At 57.2% G+C, this 21930-nt stretch carries 21 protein-coding genes and 1 pseudogene; 7 read left to right on the forward strand and 15 right to left on the reverse strand.

Annotated elements, in window-relative coordinates; genetic code table 11:
• Positions 1-40: 40 nt before the first annotated feature.
• The 10 genes from ACODTZ_RS02740 to ACODTZ_RS02785 form a co-directional block, all read right to left on the reverse strand.
• A complete protein-coding gene (locus ACODTZ_RS02740) occupies positions 41-1507 on the reverse strand; it encodes a sensor histidine kinase (protein ID WP_489023541.1) in 1467 nt (488 codons plus the stop codon).
• Positions 1508-2029: 522 nt separating this feature from the next.
• On the reverse strand, positions 2030-2260 hold the full coding sequence (locus ACODTZ_RS02745; protein ID WP_489023543.1) for a DUF6894 family protein: 231 nt from the start codon (positions 2258-2260) through the stop codon (positions 2030-2032).
• 110 nt (positions 2261-2370) lie between these two features.
• Positions 2371-2700, reverse strand: coding sequence for a hypothetical protein (locus tag ACODTZ_RS02750; RefSeq protein WP_489023545.1), 330 nt, complete (start codon positions 2698-2700; stop codon positions 2371-2373).
• A 192-nt stretch (positions 2701-2892) separates the two neighbouring features.
• Positions 2893-3339, reverse strand: coding sequence for a DUF421 domain-containing protein (locus tag ACODTZ_RS02755; protein ID WP_489023547.1), 447 nt, complete (start codon positions 3337-3339; stop codon positions 2893-2895).
• 8 nt (positions 3340-3347) lie between these two features.
• Positions 3348-3863: a hypothetical protein gene (locus tag ACODTZ_RS02760; protein ID WP_489023548.1), complete on the reverse strand. Its 516-nt coding sequence runs from the start codon at positions 3861-3863 to the stop codon at positions 3348-3350.
• A complete protein-coding gene (gene ypfJ / locus ACODTZ_RS02765; protein ID WP_489023550.1) occupies positions 3863-4786 on the reverse strand; it encodes a KPN_02809 family neutral zinc metallopeptidase in 924 nt (307 codons plus the stop codon). The genes ACODTZ_RS02760 and ypfJ overlap by 1 nt, the downstream gene beginning before the upstream one ends.
• A gap of 117 nt (positions 4787-4903) precedes the next feature.
• The gene (gene katE, locus ACODTZ_RS02770) at positions 4904-7054 is read right to left on the reverse strand and encodes a catalase (RefSeq protein ID WP_489023552.1); all 2151 of its coding nucleotides are present in this window, start codon (positions 7052-7054) and stop codon (positions 4904-4906) included.
• A 69-nt stretch (positions 7055-7123) separates the two neighbouring features.
• Positions 7124-7627, reverse strand: coding sequence for a YciE/YciF ferroxidase family protein (locus tag ACODTZ_RS02775; RefSeq protein ID WP_489023554.1), 504 nt, complete (start codon positions 7625-7627; stop codon positions 7124-7126).
• A 37-nt stretch (positions 7628-7664) separates the two neighbouring features.
• Positions 7665-8165 (reverse strand): DUF3597 domain-containing protein, encoded by a 501-nt coding sequence (locus ACODTZ_RS02780; protein WP_489023556.1) that lies wholly within the window; start codon positions 8163-8165, stop codon positions 7665-7667.
• 23 nt (positions 8166-8188) lie between these two features.
• A complete protein-coding gene (locus tag ACODTZ_RS02785; RefSeq protein ID WP_489023558.1) occupies positions 8189-9094 on the reverse strand; it encodes a PhnA-like protein in 906 nt (301 codons plus the stop codon).
• 236 nt (positions 9095-9330) lie between these two features.
• Here ACODTZ_RS02785 and ACODTZ_RS02790 point away from each other — a divergent pair, with 236 nt between their 5' ends.
• The 3 genes and pseudogenes from ACODTZ_RS02790 to ACODTZ_RS02800 form a co-directional block, all read left to right on the forward strand.
• The gene (locus ACODTZ_RS02790) at positions 9331-10962 is read left to right on the forward strand and encodes a sensor histidine kinase (RefSeq protein ID WP_489023560.1); all 1632 of its coding nucleotides are present in this window, start codon (positions 9331-9333) and stop codon (positions 10960-10962) included.
• A gap of 47 nt (positions 10963-11009) precedes the next feature.
• Positions 11010-11366: a response regulator gene (locus tag ACODTZ_RS02795; protein WP_489023562.1), complete on the forward strand. Its 357-nt coding sequence runs from the start codon at positions 11010-11012 to the stop codon at positions 11364-11366.
• A gap of 82 nt (positions 11367-11448) precedes the next feature.
• Positions 11449-11496: pseudogene (locus ACODTZ_RS02800) on the forward strand (hypothetical protein); the annotation flags it as partial.
• Positions 11497-11584: 88 nt separating this feature from the next.
• Here ACODTZ_RS02800 and ACODTZ_RS02805 read toward each other — a convergent pair.
• Positions 11585-11917 carry a low affinity iron permease family protein gene (locus ACODTZ_RS02805; protein ID WP_489023564.1) on the reverse strand — a complete coding sequence of 111 codons (333 nt, stop codon included), beginning with the start codon at positions 11915-11917 and terminating at the stop codon, positions 11585-11587.
• Between the two features lie 522 nt (positions 11918-12439).
• On the opposite strand from ACODTZ_RS02805, the gene ACODTZ_RS02810 reads away from it, so the two are divergent.
• Both ACODTZ_RS02810 and ACODTZ_RS02815 read left to right on the forward strand, forming a co-directional pair.
• Positions 12440-12697, forward strand: a complete 258-nt coding sequence (locus tag ACODTZ_RS02810) for a DUF2934 domain-containing protein (RefSeq protein ID WP_489023565.1) — start codon at positions 12440-12442, stop codon at positions 12695-12697.
• Between the two features lie 560 nt (positions 12698-13257).
• Positions 13258-14112: a phytanoyl-CoA dioxygenase family protein gene (locus tag ACODTZ_RS02815; RefSeq protein ID WP_489023566.1), complete on the forward strand. Its 855-nt coding sequence runs from the start codon at positions 13258-13260 to the stop codon at positions 14110-14112.
• Between the two features lie 634 nt (positions 14113-14746).
• On the opposite strand, the gene ACODTZ_RS02820 is transcribed toward ACODTZ_RS02815, so the two are convergent.
• The 4 genes from ACODTZ_RS02820 to ACODTZ_RS02835 form a co-directional block, all read right to left on the reverse strand.
• On the reverse strand, positions 14747-14902 hold the full coding sequence (locus tag ACODTZ_RS02820; RefSeq protein WP_489023568.1) for an entericidin domain-containing protein: 156 nt from the start codon (positions 14900-14902) through the stop codon (positions 14747-14749).
• A gap of 527 nt (positions 14903-15429) precedes the next feature.
• A complete protein-coding gene (locus ACODTZ_RS02825) occupies positions 15430-15663 on the reverse strand; it encodes a DUF6894 family protein (protein WP_489023570.1) in 234 nt (77 codons plus the stop codon).
• Between the two features lie 75 nt (positions 15664-15738).
• A complete protein-coding gene (locus ACODTZ_RS02830) occupies positions 15739-16227 on the reverse strand; it encodes a hypothetical protein (RefSeq protein ID WP_489023572.1) in 489 nt (162 codons plus the stop codon).
• Positions 16228-16244: 17 nt separating this feature from the next.
• On the reverse strand, positions 16245-16787 hold the full coding sequence (locus ACODTZ_RS02835; RefSeq protein WP_489023573.1) for a YidB family protein: 543 nt from the start codon (positions 16785-16787) through the stop codon (positions 16245-16247).
• A gap of 595 nt (positions 16788-17382) precedes the next feature.
• Between ACODTZ_RS02835 and ACODTZ_RS02840 the strand changes: the two genes are divergently transcribed.
• Positions 17383-20700, forward strand: coding sequence for a DEAD/DEAH box helicase (locus ACODTZ_RS02840; RefSeq protein ID WP_489023575.1), 3318 nt, complete (start codon positions 17383-17385; stop codon positions 20698-20700).
• On the forward strand, positions 20693-21892 hold the full coding sequence (locus tag ACODTZ_RS02845; RefSeq protein ID WP_489023576.1) for a glycosyltransferase: 1200 nt from the start codon (positions 20693-20695) through the stop codon (positions 21890-21892). Before ACODTZ_RS02840 ends, ACODTZ_RS02845 begins: the two co-directional genes overlap by 8 nt.
• Positions 21893-21930: the final 38 nt, after the last annotated feature.

Here is a 21930-nt window from a genome sequence, read left to right on the forward strand (position 1 = left end):
AGCCGCGGATCACGCTGGATAAGCGAAGCCTGCGAACAGCTTAGAACGACAGCGTTGTCGACGGCGCACGGAACTTTGCCTGCAGCCCTGCGCTGCCGAAGTCGAGCCCGACGTCGCGATTACCGTTTACTCCCATCTCAATCAGTTTCGAGCCGAACCCTTTGCGCAACGGCGATGTAGCCGGCGGGCCGCCGGTCTCCCGCCAAGTGAACTCGAATACTCCGTCTTCGAGAGTCCATCGGATGACAACCGCCCCGTTCGTCACGGACAGAGCGCCGTACTTCAACGCGTTGGTGGCCATCTCATGAATGAGAAGAGACAGCGACATCGAAGTTTTAGATCCGAGGACGACGTCGGGCCCGTCGATGTCAAAGCGGTCGGGGAAAGTTTGAGTCAGCAGCACGCCCTCTAGTAAAGCTTGAAGGTGCGTCGATTGCCAGCTTGTCTGAAGTAGGACGTCGTGGGCTCGCCCTAAGGCGACAATGCGTTCCTGGAAAGTCGATGCAACATCGCGATCGACCCCGCGGAGAGACTGGGATGCGATAGCTTGTACCACCGCAAAACTGTTCTTAACCCGGTGTGCCATCTCTTCAAGAAGGAGTTGCTTCTGCTCCTCTTGGAGTCGCTTGCCTGTCTGATCACGAAGGATCTTCACGTAGCCCTGCAACGAACCGTCTTCGGCCGTTAGTGGCATAAGCTCTCCGTTCGCCCAGAACCGCTCGCCGCTCTTTCGCAGGTGCCATCGCTCGTCCAAACCGCGGCCATTGGAGCGCGCCGACCGAATTTCTAACTCCGGTATCCTTGCTTCTCGATCCTCGGGAGTAAAAAAGAAAGAGACGTCTTGTCCCAAAGCTTCCGATCGCTCCCAACCTAGAACGCGCGTAGCCCCCTCGTTCCAGTCTGTGATCAGGCCGGCGCGGTCCATGACGATGATTGCGTAGTCGGTCGCACTGTCGAAAACCGCCTTATAGCGGGCCTTTTCGTCCGACTCCGATCGCCGCGCAGTAGCTTCGGAGGCCGCGACACGCCGCAGCTCGAGTTGCGTCATCACCTGCGAAGCCAGAACGCGGAGTGTCCTTTGCTGGAGCTCGTTCAGTTCCCGCGGTTCGTAATCCAGCACGCAGACCGTCCCGAGCGGCAGCCCTGATGGAGACTTGAGAATGGCCCCAGCATAGAACCTGAGATGCGGCTCTCCCGTTACGAGGGGGTTGCAGTCGAAACGCTTGTCCTTCGTCGCGTCAGGGACCATCAGGAAATCGTTCTCCAGAATCGCCTTCGCACAAAAAGAACTGTCGAACGGTGTTTCGCGGACACCCAAACCGACTTCGGCCTTGAAGAACTGACGACGATCGCCAATCAGGTTCACGACAGCGATAGGCGTGCCACAGATGTCTGACGCAAGCTGCGCGATTTCGTCAAAATCCTTCTCGCGCGCAGTGTCAAGAACCGCATAATCCTCGAGAACCCGCAGACGGCGAAGCTCTCGTGCATTTCCGTTATCATTCATAAAGCGTGGCCCATTGACCCGAGGGCCGTTCCAAGAGTTTCGGACCATATCACTCAAGTTAGCTTTTCAGCAACGGCCTGAGAGCCGTGTTGATGCGACAAAGGTGCTTCGCTCGCTGGATCTGTTATATTGTAGGTAGGAACGCTCAGCAAGGAACCGCGACAATATCGGCCGCCCTCTCGCGTTAACCCTGAACCACCAGCCTTCGGCCAACGGTTCAATCTCTACGAGGCCCTTTTGCCTCGCGATGATGCTGTCTTGAGGCCAAGCCCCCGCAGGGTCCCCGACGAGGTCGATCAGTTCAAGGATCGTAACAGCCTAACGTGAGACGCGACGACGTAAGCGGTTGACAAAGCTGGTATTGCCGGGCGATCCCAGCCTACGTCGCGCGTCACGAAGGAAATGCCCCCGATCCGGATCATTACGTGTTCGTCATCGGCTCTTTTTGAAGCGGAAAATATTCATGCTAAACCACCAACTTAAAATCGGGGGCGGTGAGGGGGCACTTTTATAGCCCATTCACTATATTGAAATTGGAACGGTCGCCCAGAGTTTTCCCTCGTTATCTCGAATTTCAAAGATTCTCCGGTTCGCCTCGCTGCCACTGCCTGCCGCCCGGTACATCTGCGCGCAAACCAGCGCTTCGGTGATGGCCTCTCCGACGTCTAGCAACAGGATCCCCTCTCGATCGGCGATGATTTCGTCGCCCTGCCGGACATGTAAGTAGAACCGCCTGAGCGTCGGGTCGAGCACTGGTTCCTCCTCAAAAAGACGGCAATCGAAGTCGCAGGCTGTGTGTGCAGCAGGCATTTGAAGAGAGGTCCTGATAGCTACGAGCTGTCAGGGCCTCTATCGCTGAGCGATCAGTTATTGTGTGCCGCACAGGCTTCGTCTTCGGGCGTAGCATTGCTCTTGCCGCCCTGGGTCTGGAGTTTGCCTGTTCCGGCACTGCTCGCCGGATCCTTGCACTTTTCTTTATCCATGGCGCCTTTGGCTTTGTTAGAAGTGTTTTTAGCCATGGGCTTTTTCATGTCCTTCGCCATGGGTTTCGTGGCGTCGGCGTTGGCACCTCCACCAGTATCTGTTTGATTCTTGTCCATCGTCGATCCAGCGGGAGCCGGGTTGGATTGGCCGTAGGCGGAAGTTGCCGTCGCGATGGCGAGCACGGACGCAGCGAAAAATTTCATGCGCATTTGTTATCTCCTCGATGTACTTTTTCTCGTCACCAGGACCAACTTGGAAATAACTCCCTTGTTCCAGTCCCTTCGTCGCCCATTTCCCAAAATGGGCGTCCGCCGACACTTAGCAAAGGAAAGCGGCAAGCATCGTGTGCTTCTCTGTCAGGGCGGTCCCGCAGGTCTGCCAAGAGACCGGCGCAGGCGAGATCATCCATTTTTCCTGACGATGCTGATCGCTCCGCTTACTTCCAGGATGGCGAACTTGATGTCCTTCACGGACTCGATCCCTTCCTGGCTTCGCGCCGCTTCCATCACGTCCTCCCGGTCGAGCCGGCAGCCTCGAAGCGCGTTGATGTCGTAGACGCCATCGATGACGAGAATGGTCGGGACGCCGTCGATCACATGAGCCGCTCGAGGCCACCATCGTTTCAGGTAGGAAAGCGCGATGTCGGTCGTGAACAGCGTCAAAATGAGAAGTACCGCGTTGGTGATCGAGAAGTCGTCGCCCAGCATCGCTTGTTGCGTCGTTTCCGAGATTACAAGGACAATCACCAGATCGAAAGGTGTCATCTGTGCCAGCGTGCGACGACCGGAAAGCCGTATTATGACGAGGAGGGTGAAATAGATTGCTAACCCGCGAATGACGGCGTCCATCGTTTCTCCTAAGGCAAAACTAGGGTCGATTGCTCGGTTACGTCGTCGTCAATACCGATAAGGAAACGTCGGCGTCCAGGCTCCTGGGTCTGCAGCCGAAAGACGACCGTCGCAGAAGCGCTTGGATCTGCTCCGAATATATATCCAATGAGGCCGCCCTTTCTGGTCGTTCCCTTCTGCGGCGGGTCCGCGCCGTCGATGGAAAATGTCTCGAAAAACCGCGCGTCGACAAATACCATCCGATCTCCGCCGCTGGCCGAAAAACTCACGCGCATCTCGTCCGGAGCGTTCCAGCGCGAGATGGCCGGCAGCTCGATGTGCCCGCCCGAAAATTCGACGGTCTTCCTCGAAAACACGCCCCCTCGACCTAGAAGACCCAGCAGGCAGGCGCCGAGTATCAAACCGAACGCAATCCACGCGACACGTTGTGCAATCCAGAACCGACGTTGAAACGAACCGCGGTCCTCGACTCCTTCCGGTAGTGCCGGACGCGTGGCTGTCCTTCGCCCCTTGTCAGACGGCATCAGATAGGCCCGGAGAACGTGTCGCAGGCCGAGAGTTGACCACTATCGAATCCCTGCTTGAACCATTTCACTCGCTGCGCTGACGTTCCATGGTTGAAGCTATCCGGGACGACATATCCCTGTGTTCGCTTTTGCAGCGTGTCGTCGCCGATCTGCTGAGCGGCGTTCAATGCTTCCTCCAGATCGCCTGCGTCCAGGATGCCCTTCTGCTGTGTGAACTTTCCCCAGATGCCGGCGAAGCAATCTGCCTGAAGTTCGACGCGGATAGACATTTTGTTGGCCTGCGCCTGATCCATTCGCTGCCTGGCTTCGTTGAATTTTGGGAGGATGCCAAGCTGATTCTGCACATGGTGTCCGACCTCGTGCGCGACGACGTAAGCCTCGGCAAAATCACCGCTTGCACCAAAGCGATTGCTGAGCTCGTCAAAGAACGCGGTATCGAGATAGACCTTCTGGTCTTCTGGGCAGTAGAACGGTCCTGACGCTGCCGAGGCTGCACCGCACGCGGATCTCGTCTGCCCACGGAACAGTACAAGCGTCGGATCTTTGTACGCGCGGCCCTCCGATTGGAAGATGCCTTCCCAGGTATCCTCGGTCTCCGCGAGCACGGTCTTCACGAAGGCCGTCATCTCGTTGCTAGATCCGTTTTGGCTGCTGGGCAAGGAATGCTGCTCACTCTGTTCGTAGCCGGAGCCGTCGCTTGTTCCGCTGTCCAGGACCTGCATCAGGTCGATGCCCATCGCCTTGAACACCAGATAGATCACTACCAGAAAGACGATCGTGCCGATGCTCATGCCGCCGCCGCGACGACCTATCGGAAGACCGAACCCGCCGCGCCCACCGAAGGTACCACCGCCCAGCCCGCCACGTTCATTTTGGCGATCCTCGACGTTTTGCGACTGCCTTCTTCCTTGCCATTCCATACTGCGCTCCATTGTTTCTTTTCAGGCAGGGCGAAACACGTGGCGACGTCGCTTGTTCCAGCGAGGGTCGCGGACCCTGCACAAGGTTGGGCGCGGATTACTCCGCGCCCTAAATCTTTACTGGATAGGCGGCGACGCTTTGCCGAGCTTCACAGACGGCTCGCGTCCCCAGACCCTGAGCTTCCCAATTTCATCGACAAACGCGCTGATATCCTTCGCGCTCGCCAAGGGGATCGTTCCTTCGTCCAGCGCGACAGATATTCCTGCCTTGTCGAGGAGGGGGAGCGCCGACTGATCGAATCCGATGAACTTGCAGTGCTGAAAAGCGTCCGCCACGAAGTCGCGAGCCGTCGCCTCCTTCACCAGATCTTCGACGGCCTGATGAGACGTCAGGAGCGCAACCGCGTCGAAAAGGACCGATGGTCCCCCGTCGATCATGTGATGAGCCTCGATCCAGCTTCCATCATCAGCAGTGACGCCGCCAACTTTGGGAGCGATGATCTCCAACGACGCCTTCGCTTTGGTGATCGCCGCGCCCAAGGCCTTCAACAGCTTTGCGTCGACCCCGTCGGTGACGAGAATCCCAAGCTTGCGCCCTTCGAACCGCTTAGGACCGCGCTCGACGATGCTCAGGGTCGGCGAAGGTTCGAGGTCTTGGCGTGTCGGCATGGCCGCATCGGCCGGTTTTGGCATCGATTGGAAACCGAGTTTCTGCGCGACTGTGGTGGCGAGCGTTTCATCGATGTTCAAAAGGTGCGAGACCATCCTTTCGCGAATCGCCGAAGTTTCGACTTTGCTGAGTTCGAACGTCAGGGCCATGGCAATGTGCCGTTGCTCTGCACCAGTTTGACTGACGTAAAACTGCCGCGCCTGGCTGTAGTGATCGGCGAAGCTCTCCGGACGTAGTCGAACCTTCGTACCCTGTTCCTCAGCCGGGAAGTGGCGATAGCCGGCAGACGGCGACTCTCTCGGCCCGACCCCGAAGGAGTTGGGCTGATAGTTGACACGCCCAGCCGGATTGCGCATCGCCATGTGTCCGTCCTGCTGGAAATGGTGGAAGGGACACTTTGGTGCGTTAATTGGCAGGTGAGTGAAGTTCGGTCCGCCCAGTCGCTTGAGCTGAGTATCAAGGTACGAGAAGTTACGGCCCTGCAGCAGCGGATCGTTGCTGAAGTCGATGCCAGGAGGCACGTTCTGCGTCATGAACGCGACCTGCTCTGTCTCCGCGAAGAAGTTGTCCGGCATCCGGTCTAGGACCAACCGTCCGATAGGACGCACAGGAAGGATCTCCTCGGGAATGATCTTTGTCGGATCGAGAACGTCAAAATCAAAGCTATCTGCGAAGTCTTGGTCGAAGAGCTGGACTGCAAGCTCCCATTCCGGAAAGTTGCCCGCCTGGATCGACTGCCACAGATCGCGGCGGTGGTAATCTGGATCCGCGCCATTGATCTTCACGGCCTCGTTCCACGCTACGGACTGCAGCCCGAGCTTCGGCTTCCAGTGAAACTTGACGAATGTCGATCGGTCTTCGGCATTGACAAACCGGAAGGTATGAACGCCGAAACCTTCCATGAAGCGGAACGAACGCGGGATCGCCCGGTCGGACATGATCCACATGATCATGTGCATACTTTCGGGGGTCAGGCTGATGAAATCCCAAAAATTGTCGTGTGCAGATTGAGCTTGCGGGAAGCCACGGTCAGGCTCCGGCTTGACCGCGTGGACCATGTCCGGAAAGCGGATGGCGTCCTGGATGAAAAACACGGGGATGTTGTTCCCCACCAAGTCCCAGTTGCCTTCCTTGGTGTACATCTTGACGGCGAAACCGCGCACGTCGCGGGCAAGATCAAAGGATCCCTTGCTGCCGGCGACCGTCGAGAAGCGCACAAAGACCGGAGTCTTTTCGCCAGCGCGCTGGAAGACGTCCGCGCGGGTGATGTCGGACAAGGATTCGTAGGTCTCGAAGAAGCCGTGCGCGCCGTAACCGCGAGCGTGGACGACACGCTCGGGAATTCGTTCGTGATCGAAGTGGAAGATCTTTTCGCGGAAATGGAAGTCGTCGATCAACGCCGGGCCGCGCGCTCCGACGCGCAGCATGTTTTGGTCGTCGCTGACGGGGCCGCCTTGCGCTGTGGTCAGCACTTCGTGCCCGTCCTCCGCGACCTGATGGAGTTCGCCGCCGGCGCCGCGGTGAAGCTGTTGATCGTGGATGGTTACGCTGCTCGCATCCGAGCTGGCGGATGAGCTTTTTGTGCTACGTTTGGCCATTGACCTTCCCCTTCGTTAAAATGAAAGAAGGCCGGCTCCAAGGACGGCCTTCGGTCGAGATGATGAAAGTCAGGCTGCTGTGCCTGCGCCCTTGGCGTTAGCTTGGGTTTTCGCGAGCTCCGTCAGCTTCTTGTCGGTCGCTGCCTCCTCTGCCAGGGTTGCCTGGAGCAGAGGAACAGCGTCTTTCAGACCAAGCTGTTCCGCCCATGCGATCAGCGTGCCATATCGAGCAATCTCGTAGTGCTCGACTGCTTGCGCCGACGAAATTAGACCTGCGTCGAGAGCCGGGGAACCCTTGAATTCTTCCATGATTTCCTCGCCTTCAGCGATGATGCCCTGGATTGCTTCGCAGGTCTTGCCGCGGGCCGACTTGCCGAGAATTTCGAATACCTGCTCCAGACGTTCGATCTGGCCCTGGGTCTCGTCGCGATGGTGCAGGAACCCTGCCTTGCCTTCTTCCGACTGGGCCGCACGCGCCATCTTAGGAAGAGCCTTCAGGATTTGCTTCTCCGCGAAGTAGATGTCTTTGAGGGTGTCGAGGAAAAGGTCGTCGAGAGTTTTAATGCTAGCCATTGGTAGGTCTCCTTTGGGTTACGCTTATGAAGGTCGATCAATCGAGCAGATCGGCGGGCACCTTGCCCCCGTTCTCCGAAAGCTTCTTCATCAAGGCCTTGTGCAGGAAGATGTTCATCTTGGCGCTGTCGTGGGCGTCACCCGTAAAACCGAGCTCCTGGGCAAGTTCCTTGCGCTCTTCGAGACTTGCGTCCATTCCGAGCGCCTTCATGAGGTCGACGATCGAGTGCCGCCAGTCCAGCTTCTGCCCCGATTTCTTCACCGCATCGTTGAGGATCGGCTCGATATCGACACTCGAATGCGATGCGGTTCCAGGCGATGTGGTCGTGGCGTTCTGCGACGGAGCGGGCGAAGCCATTTGTCCGGCCGAGGGTGCCGTGCTCGGTGCGGGGCTTGCTGCAGGCGAAGAAGGTGCCGACTGCGCTGGCGACGTAGCGCCGCCGGTCGATTGGGCTTCGCCGCCGGCCGATGACTGCTGGACGCTGGCAGCATGTGCCTCGCCGAAGATTGCGTGCTTGATGCGGTCGAAAATGCTCATTGAAAACTCTCCTTCAGATGTGTTTAGCGGGTGACGTAAATATCCTGATCGCGAACGACGTGCGTGGTGCCCACGGCGCCGCCGATCCAGGCTGCAATGCCTCCAACGGCTAGCGCGATAAAGGCGAGGATCGCGCCCGCTGAGAATGCCGTCGCCGCCACTTGGGCTGCCTCCGTTGCCTGCTGCTTCGCCTGTGCAATGGCGTCCTTGTACTGCTGTTCATATTGGGCCACCTGCTGCTTGGCCTGATCCACAGGAATGTTCTGTGCCTTGGCGATAGCATCGGCGGCGCGGTTGCGGGCTTCTTCCGCCTTGGCTTCGTCGCCTGTAAGAGCAGCTCGCACGGACGCTACCGCGGCATCGCGCAGGGCAGCCGGATCGTTGCCGCCGCTGGCATCGCGAACATTGCGCTCGATGCTCGCCATTGGATCCGTGGCGGTCGCGAGGGCAGGGGCGGCAGTCGTGGCTGCAGTCGCAACCGTGGAGCCTGCGCTGGAAACGATACCACCGAGACCGGAGAACACGCCGCCGACAAGCGCGCCAACCGATGTCGTCAACAGGTAGATGACGACAAGTGTCGTGACAGCCCAGGAAGCCACGCCGTGGAGCGCGCCCGTCGATCGGACCGGGCGACCAGACAGCCGGCTTGAGATGTAGCCGCCGACAAACGAAGCAATCAGGCCACTCACGACGAACCAGACGGCAGTGCTGACGGACAGCGTTGTGGCCGATGGGTTGTCACTTGAAGCGGGATCGATGACTGCGGCGCCGATGCCGGCTCCAAGCAGATTCAGTATAAGCTGCACGACGAGTGCGACTGCCACGCCTGCGAAAATGGCCCCCCACGACACCTTGTTGAAGGCCGCGTTGAGGTACGGGTTGTCGTCGCGCGTGTGGACGTGGGCGACTGTTGAAACTGGCTCGGTCACTGATTATCCCTCCTTGATCACGGGTTCGTGAATGAGCGGATAACCTTCATGTCGTCGTTTTGTTCCAACCCCCTGAACGCGCAACAAAAGAAGAGTTGGACAACGATACTAACGCCCGACGACGGAGCATATCCGGCCATGGTTGAGCGTTTTGCAAACCGTCAGGATGAGACGGTCACGCACCGATGGTCTTCCGCCAAATCGCGTGCTATCGATCTCCGATCGGAGGGATTCCCATGAGGCTGAAGCTCGTGGCAGTGGCCGTTGCCGCGCTTGCGCCGGTGGTCGCCATGCTGGGTTACAACGAGTACGCGATCCGTCAGGAGCGCGCCGAGGAGGTGCGCGCCAATGCGGCTCAGGCCGCCCGGCAGGCTTCGTCGGAAGTCGAACGCATCGTCGAGGGTTTGCGGTCGCTGCTCGTAGCTGTGAGCTCAATGCCCTCCGTTCGACATCTCGTCGTTCCGGTCTGCAATGAAGCCCTGACATCGCTAGCATCCAGCGTTCCCAATATACGGACGCTTTTCGTCCTGCGGCCTGACGGTACGCCAGTTTGCGGGAGCGCGGCGATGCCAGCGGGGGCGGATTTCGCCGACCGGGACTATTTCAAGGAGGCCGTCGCCTCTAAGGGCTTCGTTGTCGGCCGCTACACGAAGAGCCGCATCTCCGGGAACCCCGTATTGCCGCTCGCGTTCCCGATCGTCGAGGGCGGCGCGGTCACTGCCGTCGTCGTCAGCGGAATCCGGCTTGACTGGCTTCAGACCCGTATCACCGAGCGCGGCGTCGCGCAGGGCAACGCGGTCACTCTTGCGGATCGGGACGGCACTATCGTGGCGCGAGTCCCGCTGCCCGAACGATTCGTTGGAACTGTCATCCCGGAAGACTACCAGAAGCTCGTTCATGCCGATGCGCCGGGCGTCGTAGAGGTGAGAAGTCAGGACGGCACTGACCGCGTCCTCGGATATCGACCGATTTCCCTGCCGAGTAGTCCCTTGTACGTGAGCGCAGGCTTTTCGATGGCGGAAGCGTTCGCGCCGATCAACCGCGCTACAATCACGAACGTCGTCGGCATTGCGGTCGGAGCCCTCGTCTCCTTGATACTCGCGATGTTCATCGGCCGCCAGTTTTTGCTAGTGCCAATTTCGCGCATCTCGGCCGTCATGGAGAATTGGCGGGATGGCAAGACCAAAGCGCGCACAATGATGAGGCCCACCGACGAACTTCACGCTGTCGGCGCCTCGCTCGACAGCCTCCTCGACGAACTGGACTGCCGGCGCGTGCAGAACGAAAAGGCGGAGGAGGATCGGAACCTCTTGGTGCGCGAGCTTGCTCACCGTGTGAAGAACGGATTTGCTCTCGTTCAGGCGATGGCTCGCCAGAGTTTCGCAAAGTCCGACCGGAAGCGATACGAATCCTTTTCAGACCGGCTGCGGGCCCTCGCAAGCACGTATGATCTCATCCTTTCCAAGGAGGGCGCAGCGGCGCCAATCCGCGAGGTCTTGGCGGCTGCACTGCAAGCACATTCCCAGGATACCGGTCGCATCTCGATGGAAGGTCCCGAAGTCGTTGTGCCCGCAGACTTGACAATGCCTTTGTCGCTGGTTGTTCACGAGTTGGCGACTAATGCGACGAAGTACGGGAGTCTCGGGGCGGAGCACGGGAGGGTATCACTACGATGGACAAACGGCGACCGTATAAATCTTACGTGGAAGGAGTCGCTCGGCCCCCCGGTGACCGCGCCTCTTCGAAAAGGCTTCGGCTCAACACTCATCGAAAAGGCTTTTCCTGGCAAGGCTCACGCCGCCACGGAGGTCGATTTCGCGAGCGACGGCCTGCGCTTTCAAATTAGTTTCGATCTCACGGAACCGTGAGCATCTATCGGAGTTACTCGGGATCCTGGAAATTCCGGAAAATTGGCATGCCCGCGAAAATACTTATCGTCGAAGACGAAGCGCTCCTGCGTATGCTAGCCGTCGATCTTGTCGAGGAAGCTGGGTTCCTGGCGCTCGAGGCCGCAAATTCGACTGAGGCGATCCTGCTCCTTGAAACTGATGCTGACATCCGCATTGTGATGACTGACATCGATATGCCGGGAGGCGTGGACGGGCTTAAGCTGGCCGCTATCGTTCGCGACCGTTGGCCACCAATATCGATCATCGTGGTGTCTGGGAAGCAGCGTCCGACCGCAAGCGAATTGCCGGCAGGCGGCATATTCTTTTCAAAACCGTTTGACGTGCGGAAGATGGCGCAGCAGTTTCACACAATGGCTGCCTGATCTATGTGTACGAAAGCGAGACCCTTCGTGCCCGCCGTCCTCCTGGTGATCGTTCTCGGGTCCGTTCTTTTGCTATTCGGAGACGTGGCAGGTCGTCATCAACACCAGCACGACCATCATCTTTTCCTGACGGGTTCGACTTGAGCAAGACGCTGGCGCAAAAAGCCGAGTGCGTGGAGGACGTCGCCGGTGAAAAGGCGGAAAAGCCGCTCGCGAGATCAGACCCCGGCCTGACGCTCTACAGCAAGCCGCGAAAGCTCGTCTGCTTCGAGCCGTTCGATCCCGATCATGTGGTCGCCGGCTTCGCTCGAGCGAATTAGCTCGTCGACCTTAACCTGCAAAGCCGCCATGTCACGGTTTTGCGATTGCTGCATGATCAGAAGGACAAAAAGTGCCGTCATTGTGCCGATGATGTTCGAAAGCAAAAACCATTCGGTTGGCAGACCGAGCGCTACTCCGAATGTGCACCAGATCAATGCGATGGCGAAGGTCGCTGCCACTGTGACCCGGTGCCCTGCGAACCGGGCGACAGTTTGAGAGATGGTAAGCATTGACGGCTCCATCCGCGTGAAATGCTCGAAAGCCGAGCTGGTTCCAAAGATCAGTTGCTTGGTCGTCGGATAGGCTGCGCTCTGTTGTCTTGCACAGATGCTTATGCTGCGAGACACATGTTCAGCCCTTGGACATATACGGCAACCGTCCAAAGGGGGGTGAGGCCCTGAAGGCAAGGAAAGCGACAGCAATCTATTTCAAGCAGGCGCAGGAAACCGTGGAGAAGCTGCGAGAAGCAAGGAGCAAAAATCTCACGTATTTGTTCGCTACTGTACTGGGCGATTGATGGGGCTCGCGCGTTCCTCCCTTAAGGGAGGAGTTGTAATGGCAGAAGATAAAAGAAACACCCGAACATCAATGAGCGCGGTAGATCGACTTGCGGCTCGAGACAGGACGGATGAAGTCGCTCGCGAAATGTTGGCTGAAGAGCGCCGACGGCGAGATGCAAAGACCGATCGTCTTCGCCAAGCACGACTTCAGGCCGAGCACCAAGCTCGAGAAAACTAGGATCGGAGACGGCGATGGACGAGGAAAAGACCAAGAAGGCCGCTTATGCCAAGTGGGAGGCCGAGGGTCGACCTGAAGGACAGCACGATCGTCATTGGTACGAGGCGGAAGCGGAACTGTTGGGAACGTCCACTGGCGTTCCTCAAACATGGTCATCAGATCACTCTGGAGGAGTGACACCTCCATCGGGTCGAGGGGAAAGATCTGATGCGATTCCTTCGAGCGAACCCGGCAATTTCAAGCCAGGAGAACTCGCATCCGAAAACAAGTAGTTCACGACGGTCACCTCGCCGAACCTGAACGAAAAAGAGTTAAAAGTTGCTGTTGACGACGTTGTGTTCGCTCCAAGCGACGACGTGGCGGGATGACGACGGGAACACCAAGTGTCGCCTTGCGTGCAATGGCTTGGTTCACCCGCTGAAAAGAGGTCCGCCATCCATTTCCTCACTGGTGGGCGCAGTGCTGGGCTGTCGTTGGCGCGCGTGGCTCCGATCCCGATAGGGAACATCGGGCCGCGGTTCTTCTCATAACAAATCGTCAGGCGAAAACGAACGGCCGCAATAGCGTTTTGTGTTTCACGGAGCGGCGTGAAGCCATCAACGTAATATGCAGTTGCAGCGAAGGCGGCCTGCTGAGGGCTTCAACCTCGTATGCGGGAATGCCAATATCATACAGCCAATGAACCGGAGTAGGGCAGTCGCGACCCGGTTTGTACAGCGTATGCATCGAAAATATGGGGTGGTTACCTCATTCAGACAATATGAAACCGATCTGAAGAAGGATTATTATATTACTATATAACAATACATGGGCGCTAATAGGGGAGTGAGCCATGATTGCGGGAGGCATTTTCAGTCGCATCAAGTCTAAAGATCTCGCGTACTTGCTGGGACGATTTCGCATGGTCAGGTTAAGTTACAGCTCCGCCAGAGGTGCTGCTGAAATTTTCAAGCGCGAACCCGCGGGTAGGTGGAGCCTGCCTACCGCGTTTCCAGAGGCAAAAGTTCCAGAGATCGTGCAAACTATCCGCGATGATGCTGTGTTCGTGGGGCTCAACTTGCCGAAGCTCCTCGTTGACCAGATCCTGGAATTCGCGCTCTCCCAGCCGCTCCACGCCATTTATGATCCAACGGGCCCAACCTTCTTCTATTCGGAGGTGAAAGATGGTGTCGCGGCCGATGGCCGCAAGATGCCGATCGGCGGGATATCCAAACCGGAACGATGCGCTGCCGTGCAGAAGGTCATCGAGGACCCGATACTTCGGTCAATCGTGCGGAAATATCTAGGTCATGAGCCGCGGAGAATAGTTACAATCCTGGATTGGAGCTTCGCATCGTCGATGAATGATGAGGAGAGACGTGCTTTGAAACATGGCGTTATCGACTATCATTACGATGTCGGGGGATACAGCTTCGTCTACGCGAGCTTCTACATTACTGATACGGATCGCTTTTCTGGCGCACACGTCATGATGAAACGTTCTCACAAATCGAAGCCTTTGAAGATGCTTTTTGGATCAGCGAGAGCGACACCCGAAGCAGTATATAAGCAATTCGGGCGGGAGAACGAGCTGACAATCGAAGGGCCCGCCGGGACGGGTTTCGTTCAGGACACATCTTGCTATCATCGCGCATCGCCGCCAACTCGGGGAGACCGGTTGATGCTCGCAATCCGGTTCATCAATTGAATCGGGCTAACGCTCTCCACCAGAGTTGGAACACCCACTAGGCTTAACAACCGCATGTAGGGAAAGGAGCACGGCCCCGATCTAGGCTGTGTATCCTATCCTCGCAAACGCCGGTCACGCCGGCTACCCCAGTCCCGGTAACGAACTAGGGCGACTTATGCAGGGAGTTTGATCGCTCAGGGGCGCGGACACATAGCGTCGAAAGCGGAAAACGGGCAGCCAAGAATCCCGAAACATCATGTTGATGGCACCTGGACGGAACGAAAGGTGGTGCTCGTTTTCACTGAAAGAGAGAGCATATAAAGACTTTGGGTCCGATGAAAAAAGGCGAGTATCTAAATACGGGCTTCAGGCCGCTCCGCATGCATGTGGCAGCGTTCAGGGAGCGCTTGAGATTGCGCCGCGGGAGGAGAGCCTCATCCGGAGGCTTTCCCTTCCCACCCCATGGACCGGCATTGCCTTTCCGCCACGTACTGCGCCTCGGCTAAACTACTGTACGTGCCAGCAAGTTCATAACGATGGCGCCGGAAGGTGAAAGAATGCTTTCCTGTTCATCCTGTTGTATGTGACGGTCGGTGGGTTTTCCGTATCGTTCATATCGCTCCGCTTGGTCACCCGCACATAACCTAGGCGACTAGTTTGAAGCTGCGCGATTGACGCGATGACCGGCACTTTGAGTAGCGTCTACCGTATTTGCGGTGTCCTTGCCCATGCCACGGATGGTGTTGCCACATGCCGTGAGCGCGAGCGTCAAAATGGTCGCAGCGATAATTGTAGAAATGGCTTTCATCGGAGTCTCCTGTTTCGTTACAGATACCGGCCTAACGCCGGCAAAACTCTTAAGTTCCGAACTCTAGTCTATGTCCCATTTTCGTCAGTTAAAGATGACTTCAAGTTGCGCGACCATCTGCCGAACAAGGCGGACCTACGGTGTTAGAATTCGGAAAATACCCGTGACCGAACGCGCGCACTTTACTTACAATTACGACGACGGAACGATGCCAAGGCTCGGCTTCAAGGATCCGTCGTGGGCCGGTTGATCATCCGCGCTCGCGATTGCCGCCCGAACTTCATCCTCTTCCCAACCAGCGGCTACTGCGGAAGACACGAGTTCGTGCTGTCTCTCCGTATATGAAGCTCGGGAGGTCTCGCTCAGATGTTTGCGGGCGGTTTCAAGACACTGCATGAGGTCTTCCGTTCGGGCGATGTCGCCGATCGAATGGCTTGGGGAAGCAACATAAGTCATGGTGTTCTCTCCGGTTTTGAAGTGTAATCTAATTGTCAGCATTTAGTTCCGAACCGCACTTCCACGATCGTTCACCGAAGTTTGACCACGTCAAGGAATGGCAAAATAGCCAACACCCGGCCTCGCTCATCAGCTATCTCGAAGCACGTTCCATCGATTCTCTCTTGCTGAACGACGCGTTCGGCCACCATCTCCCTAGCCGACGCTTCTGCTTCGCGCTTGGCCGCCTCAAGAGACGCCAGTTCGATACCCTCCTTGTCGTCGTCGTAGCCGCGTTCCGAACGCACATGAAAGTAAAATCGCATTTGATAGTCCATCTGTTTGAGACGGCTTGGGTGACGTCTTGCGGTCTCATTCGCGATCCCCCGGACCGTTACAAGTTATCGCGTGGCTCCCCAAAGGTACGCGATAACGGCTACGATCCCGATGACTGTCAGCGGGCGCTCGTGGATCTTGGCTTCGACGTCTCTCCGGAACCCCCGGACCTCCGCTTTGAAAAGATGGGCGCCGCCTTCCGCGATCTCGCCAACCGAACGTGACAAGCGGCCTGCGTCGCGGCGAAGGAAATCTTCGCGCGGGCGGCCGTGATCTAAGCCACTCATACTCTCGCCCGTTGCGGCGAGGTTAGCGTCCACAAGTGGATAGTCTCCGTCGTCGCTAGCGGAGGAGGGGTCGCCAGCGACACGAGAAGCTTCATCTGTGTCCGTGCGACCTGCCGGGATCGAGGTTGTCGTCGCTGATACTGGATCTGAGGCCGGGAACGTTTCTTCGAGTGCCTCATCCAGTTCGCCGTTACCCGCATTCACGCGCTGCTTGGCTTGCTCGTTCAGCATCGACTGCACAGCAGGTGATTTCTTTGGATCTGGCACTTCGGCTCCTTTCGTAGTCAGACCTGGGTTCGGCCGCCGGTCGTGGCGGCGCTCGATGAACTCAAGAATTCATCTCCGGCGTCCGGCACCCGCCCGTGCGGGGTGAGATCATCGACAGCCGTGGGAAGATCGCGGCTCAAGCGATCGATGATTTCCTGCGGGGACAATCCGGTCTTCGCCGCCAGTTCGTCAATGACATCAGGGCCGAGTGCTTCGGAAAGCTGATCGTTATCGATTGGCACGTTAGGCCCGGACTGCACCCAGCTCTTTGCCTTATCCTCGTGACCGTTCTGCTGGAACGTCTTCAGCAGGTCGCCAAGTCCGCCACTGAGTATTCCGCCAGTCGTAAGGCCTCCGAGAAGATCGCCGAGGCCCCCAGGGCCGGAGAACATTCCGCCTTGCCCTTTGGTCTGCGGTGATCCTGGGTGACTGGCGCTCATGTCGCCATCCGACGCTGGCGGGCTTTGAATGCCCCGTAGAAATTCGCCGATTTTGTCCCGGTTTTGATATCCGGCGACAACCAGGGCCCCGAGAAGCGCTTTCATGGGTCCGCTCATCATAGCGTGTACTCCTATGGTGGAAAGGTGGCCGAGGATTAGCTGGTCCTCGGCCGGAGAGATCAGACGCGCTTTGCGGTCTTCCCTTCGCCCTTAGCGCGACGGTTGCAGATGGCGCGGTCATAGTAATAGCTCCTTGAGAAGGGCGCGTGGTTGACGCGATAACCAACGCCTAGCTATTTGGTTCCAGGTTTCTCAAGTTGCAAATAACCAAACAGCAGGCGTTAAGGTCCAGACAATCCAACTGGGATGATAGGCGTTTCCCCAAATGGGAGCTTTCTTGGGAGAGGCGGCGAAGGATCAGCGAAAGCCGGTCCTTCGCCGATCGCCTAGGCGGACAAGGGACGAAACCGCAGCGATCCGAACTGCAACTTACGTTTACCGATTGAGTTCCAGGCGACGTGAGACGTGTTCTGACGCGGTTCCGATAACAGTGGCTGATGTTCTAACCCGCTTCTTGCGGTCTATGAAGCAACTGACGGTGTGCATTAAGCCGTCTGCGCGGCCGGAGCGGCAGGTGCTGAAAGAATACTTGTCCGCTATGGCCCAAACGTTGCGGCATCGATCGTGCGGGCATCCGCCTCTGGAACCTAGTCACGTGACCGTCGTTGACTACCGCCATTATGCCCGTTTCCCCGATACATGGTTCAGCTTGATGTCAAGAAATCCCCAAGGCCAAAATAGCGCTGCAAATTCATCCTTCGTCGCCAGTGAGCTTGCGCGCCGTGTTGAAGCTAACGGCAGTAAAGACATTGTCTTCGTCGCCCGCTCGGAGGGGCGCGCAAAGCGCGTCGTTGACGCATGCGATTGCATCTCGTTGGAGAGCAAACTCATTTATCTGCCCGCGTGGGACTGTCTTCCATACGACAGAGTTCCGCCATCGAGAGCTTCAATGGGAATGAGAATGGATGCCCTGCGCGATTGGATGGCGACAGAGCGGGGCGGGCGACTATGTGTGACATCATTGGAAGCCATGCTGCAGCGCGTCCCACCTGCGGACGTTGTTCAGTCGGCCTACTTCAAGGTCGATGTCGGCAGCCGGTTCGATCTCTTATCGTTCGAAGCTTTCCTCTCGCAGACAGGCTACGCGGTTGACGGCGTCGTCGATGAGCCCGGCGAGGTAGCCATCCTGAAGGACGTCGTTGATATATTTCCCGCCGGCGGCAGGCAACCGATGCGATGCTATATGAACGAAGATGGTATTGTCGAGGAACTCTGGTTTTACGATCCGGCAACGCAACGGACGCTAGCGAGTGTTCAAACAATGTTGTTTGGACCCGCTTCCGAAGTCATTTTTACGCCCGAGAAGAACGTAGAATCGACCGATGGGCAGACTGTTTACGCCCAGATGTTTGCAAATTACGGCGCACTGCAAACAGTATTTGAATTGTTGAAACCCGCTACCTTTCTGATAGAGGACGAGGTGGACGGAAGGGTCGACGAATATCTCGAGATTATAGAGGACGCGCGGATATCCGCCGGGGCGCCTTCGACGCAACGCTCGCTCTATCTCGATCGCGAATCCTGGGAAAACGCGCGCACGTCGCCCGGCTGGTCGAGGCTCGATACAGAGGGATATTTACCGCTGGAAACAGGTGGTAAAGGGTTCAGAGCCCTAACCAGGCTTGTCAACAAAGCGGCCGCCGACGGAGCGTCCCTCGCCATAGTAGGAGACGAAGCTCAGTTGAGCCGATTGACGGATCGCCTGAGAAAATCGCTGACCACTAACGTGGTGACGACTCAGTCTTTGCAAGAACTCTTGGAGACAGGACCGAGTGTCCGAAGCGGAAGGGTCCCGTGGAAAGAAGGATACATAGATCGTAAGCGAAAGTTGGTTGTGGTGGCTTGCCAAGACATTCTTGGTCCGCCGGTCGACGATCAACGCGACCCCACGGCGTCGACGCTCCGTGCTCCGGATCTCCAGATTGGAGACGTTGTTGTTCATGAAGAGCACGGGGTTGCACTTTTGCGGGCAATCGAAACTACCGTTGTCGACGGCGTAGAATTTGACTCCGTGCGGTTAGAATATCATGGGGGTGCTTCGATCATTGTTCCCATGAAGGATTTTGGCCTCCTTTGGCGATACGGCGCCGAAGCCTCGTCCGTAACCCTGGATCGGCTCAACACGAATGGATGGGCGAAGAAACGAAAAGACCTGCAGCGGGATATCCTGTCCGCAGCCAAACATCTCGTAGATGTCGCCCGTCGACGTTCCGAGGTGAAATCGAAACCGCTATTGCCACCGAAGGATCGGTTTCAGAAATTCGCGGCACGATTCCCCTATAGTCTCACAACAGACCAAATGAATGCAGTTGGTGAATGTCTGGCGGATATGGCCAGTGGCCGTCCTATGGATCGTCTGATCTGCGGGGATGTAGGATTCGGAAAGACCGAAATTGCTCTGAGGGCTGCCGCGGCGGCTGCAATGTCCGGCATGCAGGTTGCAGTGGTGGCGCCGACAACTATTCTGGCCAGGCAACACTACGATGTGTTTAAGAAGCGGTTTGAGAAATCCGGGCTTAAAGTCGGCCTGCTATCGCGCGCGGTGAAAGACGTCGAGGCGAGGCGAACGATTGATGAGATAAATGATGGGACCGTCGATATTGTAATCGCAACCCATGCAATCCTGGGGAAGGACCTGAGCTTTCAGAGGCTGGGGCTGGTTATTATCGACGAGGAGCACCGTTTCGGCGTTGCTGACAAGGCCGCTATGCGGGCACTTTCGCCAAACATCCATGTGCTGGCCCTCTCTGCGACGCCTATTCCCCGCACCCTGCAATCCGCTCTCATCGGCGTTCAAGACGTAAGCTTGCTCACAACGCCACCAGCACGTCGCCGCCCCGTTAGGACCTCTATCCTACGAACCGATACGGCAACAATCCGGGCAGCTTTGCTGCGTGAGCGACGTCGTGGCGGACAGTCCTTTTTTGTCGCCCCAAGGGTCGCCGACATCGCTCCGCTCCAAGCGATGCTTGGGGAGATAGCGCCAGAGCTGGAAGTTCTGGTGGCGCACGGCAAAATGTCGGTAGATAAAATGGAAGATGCTGTGGTCCGCTTTTCCGAAGGCGAGGCCGACATTCTACTTTCAACCAACATCGTCGAGAGCGGTCTCGATGTACCCCGCGCGAACACGATTTTCGTCTGGCGTTCCGACCGATTTGGTTTGGCACAGCTTCATCAGTTGCGCGGCCGCGTAGGGAGAGGCAGATCGCAGGGGCTGGCGTACATGTTAACCGAGACTGACGCCAAGACAAGCGATGATAGTAGCCAGCGTCTATCCTCACTGCTCCAGTTCGATCGTCTGGGATCGGGTACTGACGTGGCGATGAATGACCTTGAGCTGCGCGGCGGTGGTAGCGTGGCGGGCGAAGAGCAGGCGGGACACATTAAGATTCTTGGAACTGGTCTCTATCAAGAGCTTCTTGCAAACGCGATAAGCTCGCTTCGCGGAGAGGAAACTGCGTCCCCTGAGCTGCCTGATTTCGAAGTCGGTATAATCGGCTTTATTCCCTCCGAATTTGTTCCTGATCCAACGGTGAGACTTAGCCTTTACACTCGTCTTCTGAAGATGACGTCGACGGAAGAGTTCGATGAGTTGGAGGAGGAGATGTTGGATCGTTTCGGAGACCTCGCCGACCCGGTGGCAATATTGCTTCGGACAGCTCGTTTACGAGCGCGGGCTAGTCAGCTCGGCATTGCATCGGTCCGTACAGGCCCGGACGGAACCGCAATCGAATTTCACGAACGCGCAGATGCTTGCCTACTGGCAGAAAGGAAAAAGTGCGCGAAACCAGAGGCTAAAGGTAAGCGGCTCCTTTTTGACTTGAAGATCGATGCCGATGAGCGATTGCCGTTTCTCGAAACACTTTTCGCGGCGTCCGCAGGTGAAGACACCGTAGGCAAGAGCTATGAATGAGATTTTTGGCCACGCTAAACGGCGGCTTGTGGTTATCAGCGACTATCAGGAAGGATGTTTTGAGGATGTGGAGCTTCCGTCGGTCGCCGATTTTCGAGCTACATGGGAAGCACGTGGCGGAGAAGGATCCGCTTTTGGAGCGGATTACAAGGAGAAGTTCGATGTAGCAGGCAGCTACATGGAGCGTCTCCCGCTTGCGTTCTTGCGATCTAGGCTTGTCGATAGCGCCGAGATTTGGACCCACAGTCGAAGTCCCGATCCGGCTATTGCCAATCGAGATAAGGGGCCGCTGACCCGCAGGTCATTCAGGATGAATGGTCCAGTCCCTCCATTCTCGTCAAACGACATGTTGGGCTACATCGCCGCTTTCGGAGCACCCGACATTTTATGCGTGTGGGGGCTCGGCGTTGACGAAGAAATCATGCGCGCTTGCAGCGGAAGTTTTAAAATCTACAATTCGATCGATGCGCCAGCGCTACGCATCCCGCCTGAAGTCAGCCGACATTTCGATCTTATCCTAACCGGCGCCGATTGGCAGTCTGCGGAAGTGCAGCGCGTCCATCCAGGCATGGCAACATTGGTGCTACCAATTGGGCCTGAATTCGCCTCCGAGACCATGTTCAGGCCCCTGGGCTTGGAGAAGGTGTATGACGTCATCTATGTAGCCGCAGCGCAACCCTACAAGCGTCACGACGTGCTCTTCGAGGCGTTGGCAAAAATTCCCCTACCGCTTAAAGCCCTTTGTATTTGCGGTTACGGAGAGTTGGTTGACTCGTTTCGAGCCCGGACGACGGAGCTGGGCCTGGATGTCGAGTTCATCGGACCGCCAGGCGTGGGCTACGACGAAGTCAACAGATACATGAGCCAATCAAGGATCGGGGTGGTCTGTGGCGTGGATGACGGCGCGCCGGCAATTCTCACGGAATACATGCTGGCAGGAATTCCAGTGCTGGCGAACGAAAAACTTGCCTGCGGGCTCCAGTACATCACGCGTGAAACTGGCTTGGCTGTAGACGGTGCTCTGTTCGCCCAAGGCATCGTCGAAATGCTCGCGAGACTGAGTGATTTTTCGCCAAGACAGACCGTCTGTGAAAACTGGCTTTGGCCCGCCTCGATTAACAAGCTTGCACACGCCATCCGGTCAAATCCGAGGGGGCATCTTATTTTTGAGAGCAAGGAACCATCGTCATAAATGCAGGTTCACTAACGCAACACAGCGTGGGGATTTGG

Source organism: Rhizobium sp. FG113, assembly GCF_057809895.1.

What these genes read in the sequence shown, in the direction of transcription:
- ACODTZ_RS02740 (WP_489023541.1), bottom strand. Translation starts at nt 1,507, where the DNA reads ATGAATGATAACGGAAATGCACGAGAGCTTCGCCGTCTGCGGGTTCTC.
- ACODTZ_RS02750 (WP_489023545.1), bottom strand. Translation starts at nt 2,700, where the DNA reads ATGCGCATGAAATTTTTCGCTGCGTCCGTGCTCGCCATCGCGACGGCA.
- ACODTZ_RS02755 (WP_489023547.1), bottom strand. Translation starts at nt 3,339, where the DNA reads ATGGACGCCGTCATTCGCGGGTTAGCAATCTATTTCACCCTCCTCGTC.
- ACODTZ_RS02760 (WP_489023548.1), bottom strand. Translation starts at nt 3,863, where the DNA reads ATGCCGTCTGACAAGGGGCGAAGGACAGCCACGCGTCCGGCACTACCG.
- ypfJ (WP_489023550.1), bottom strand. Translation starts at nt 4,786, where the DNA reads ATGGAATGGCAAGGAAGAAGGCAGTCGCAAAACGTCGAGGATCGCCAA.
- katE (WP_489023552.1), bottom strand. Translation starts at nt 7,054, where the DNA reads ATGGCCAAACGTAGCACAAAAAGCTCATCCGCCAGCTCGGATGCGAGC.
- ACODTZ_RS02775 (WP_489023554.1), bottom strand. Translation starts at nt 7,627, where the DNA reads ATGGCTAGCATTAAAACTCTCGACGACCTTTTCCTCGACACCCTCAAA.
- ACODTZ_RS02780 (WP_489023556.1), bottom strand. Translation starts at nt 8,165, where the DNA reads ATGAGCATTTTCGACCGCATCAAGCACGCAATCTTCGGCGAGGCACAT.
- ACODTZ_RS02790 (WP_489023560.1), top strand. Translation starts at nt 9,331, where the DNA reads ATGAGGCTGAAGCTCGTGGCAGTGGCCGTTGCCGCGCTTGCGCCGGTG.
- ACODTZ_RS02795 (WP_489023562.1), top strand. Translation starts at nt 11,010, where the DNA reads ATGCCCGCGAAAATACTTATCGTCGAAGACGAAGCGCTCCTGCGTATG.
- ACODTZ_RS02805 (WP_489023564.1), bottom strand. Translation starts at nt 11,917, where the DNA reads ATGCTTACCATCTCTCAAACTGTCGCCCGGTTCGCAGGGCACCGGGTC.
- ACODTZ_RS02810 (WP_489023565.1), top strand. Translation starts at nt 12,440, where the DNA reads ATGGACGAGGAAAAGACCAAGAAGGCCGCTTATGCCAAGTGGGAGGCC.
- ACODTZ_RS02815 (WP_489023566.1), top strand. Translation starts at nt 13,258, where the DNA reads ATGATTGCGGGAGGCATTTTCAGTCGCATCAAGTCTAAAGATCTCGCG.
- ACODTZ_RS02820 (WP_489023568.1), bottom strand. Translation starts at nt 14,902, where the DNA reads ATGAAAGCCATTTCTACAATTATCGCTGCGACCATTTTGACGCTCGCG.
- ACODTZ_RS02825 (WP_489023570.1), bottom strand. Translation starts at nt 15,663, where the DNA reads ATGCGATTTTACTTTCATGTGCGTTCGGAACGCGGCTACGACGACGAC.
- ACODTZ_RS02835 (WP_489023573.1), bottom strand. Translation starts at nt 16,787, where the DNA reads ATGATGAGCGGACCCATGAAAGCGCTTCTCGGGGCCCTGGTTGTCGCC.
- ACODTZ_RS02845 (WP_489023576.1), top strand. Translation starts at nt 20,693, where the DNA reads ATGAATGAGATTTTTGGCCACGCTAAACGGCGGCTTGTGGTTATCAGC.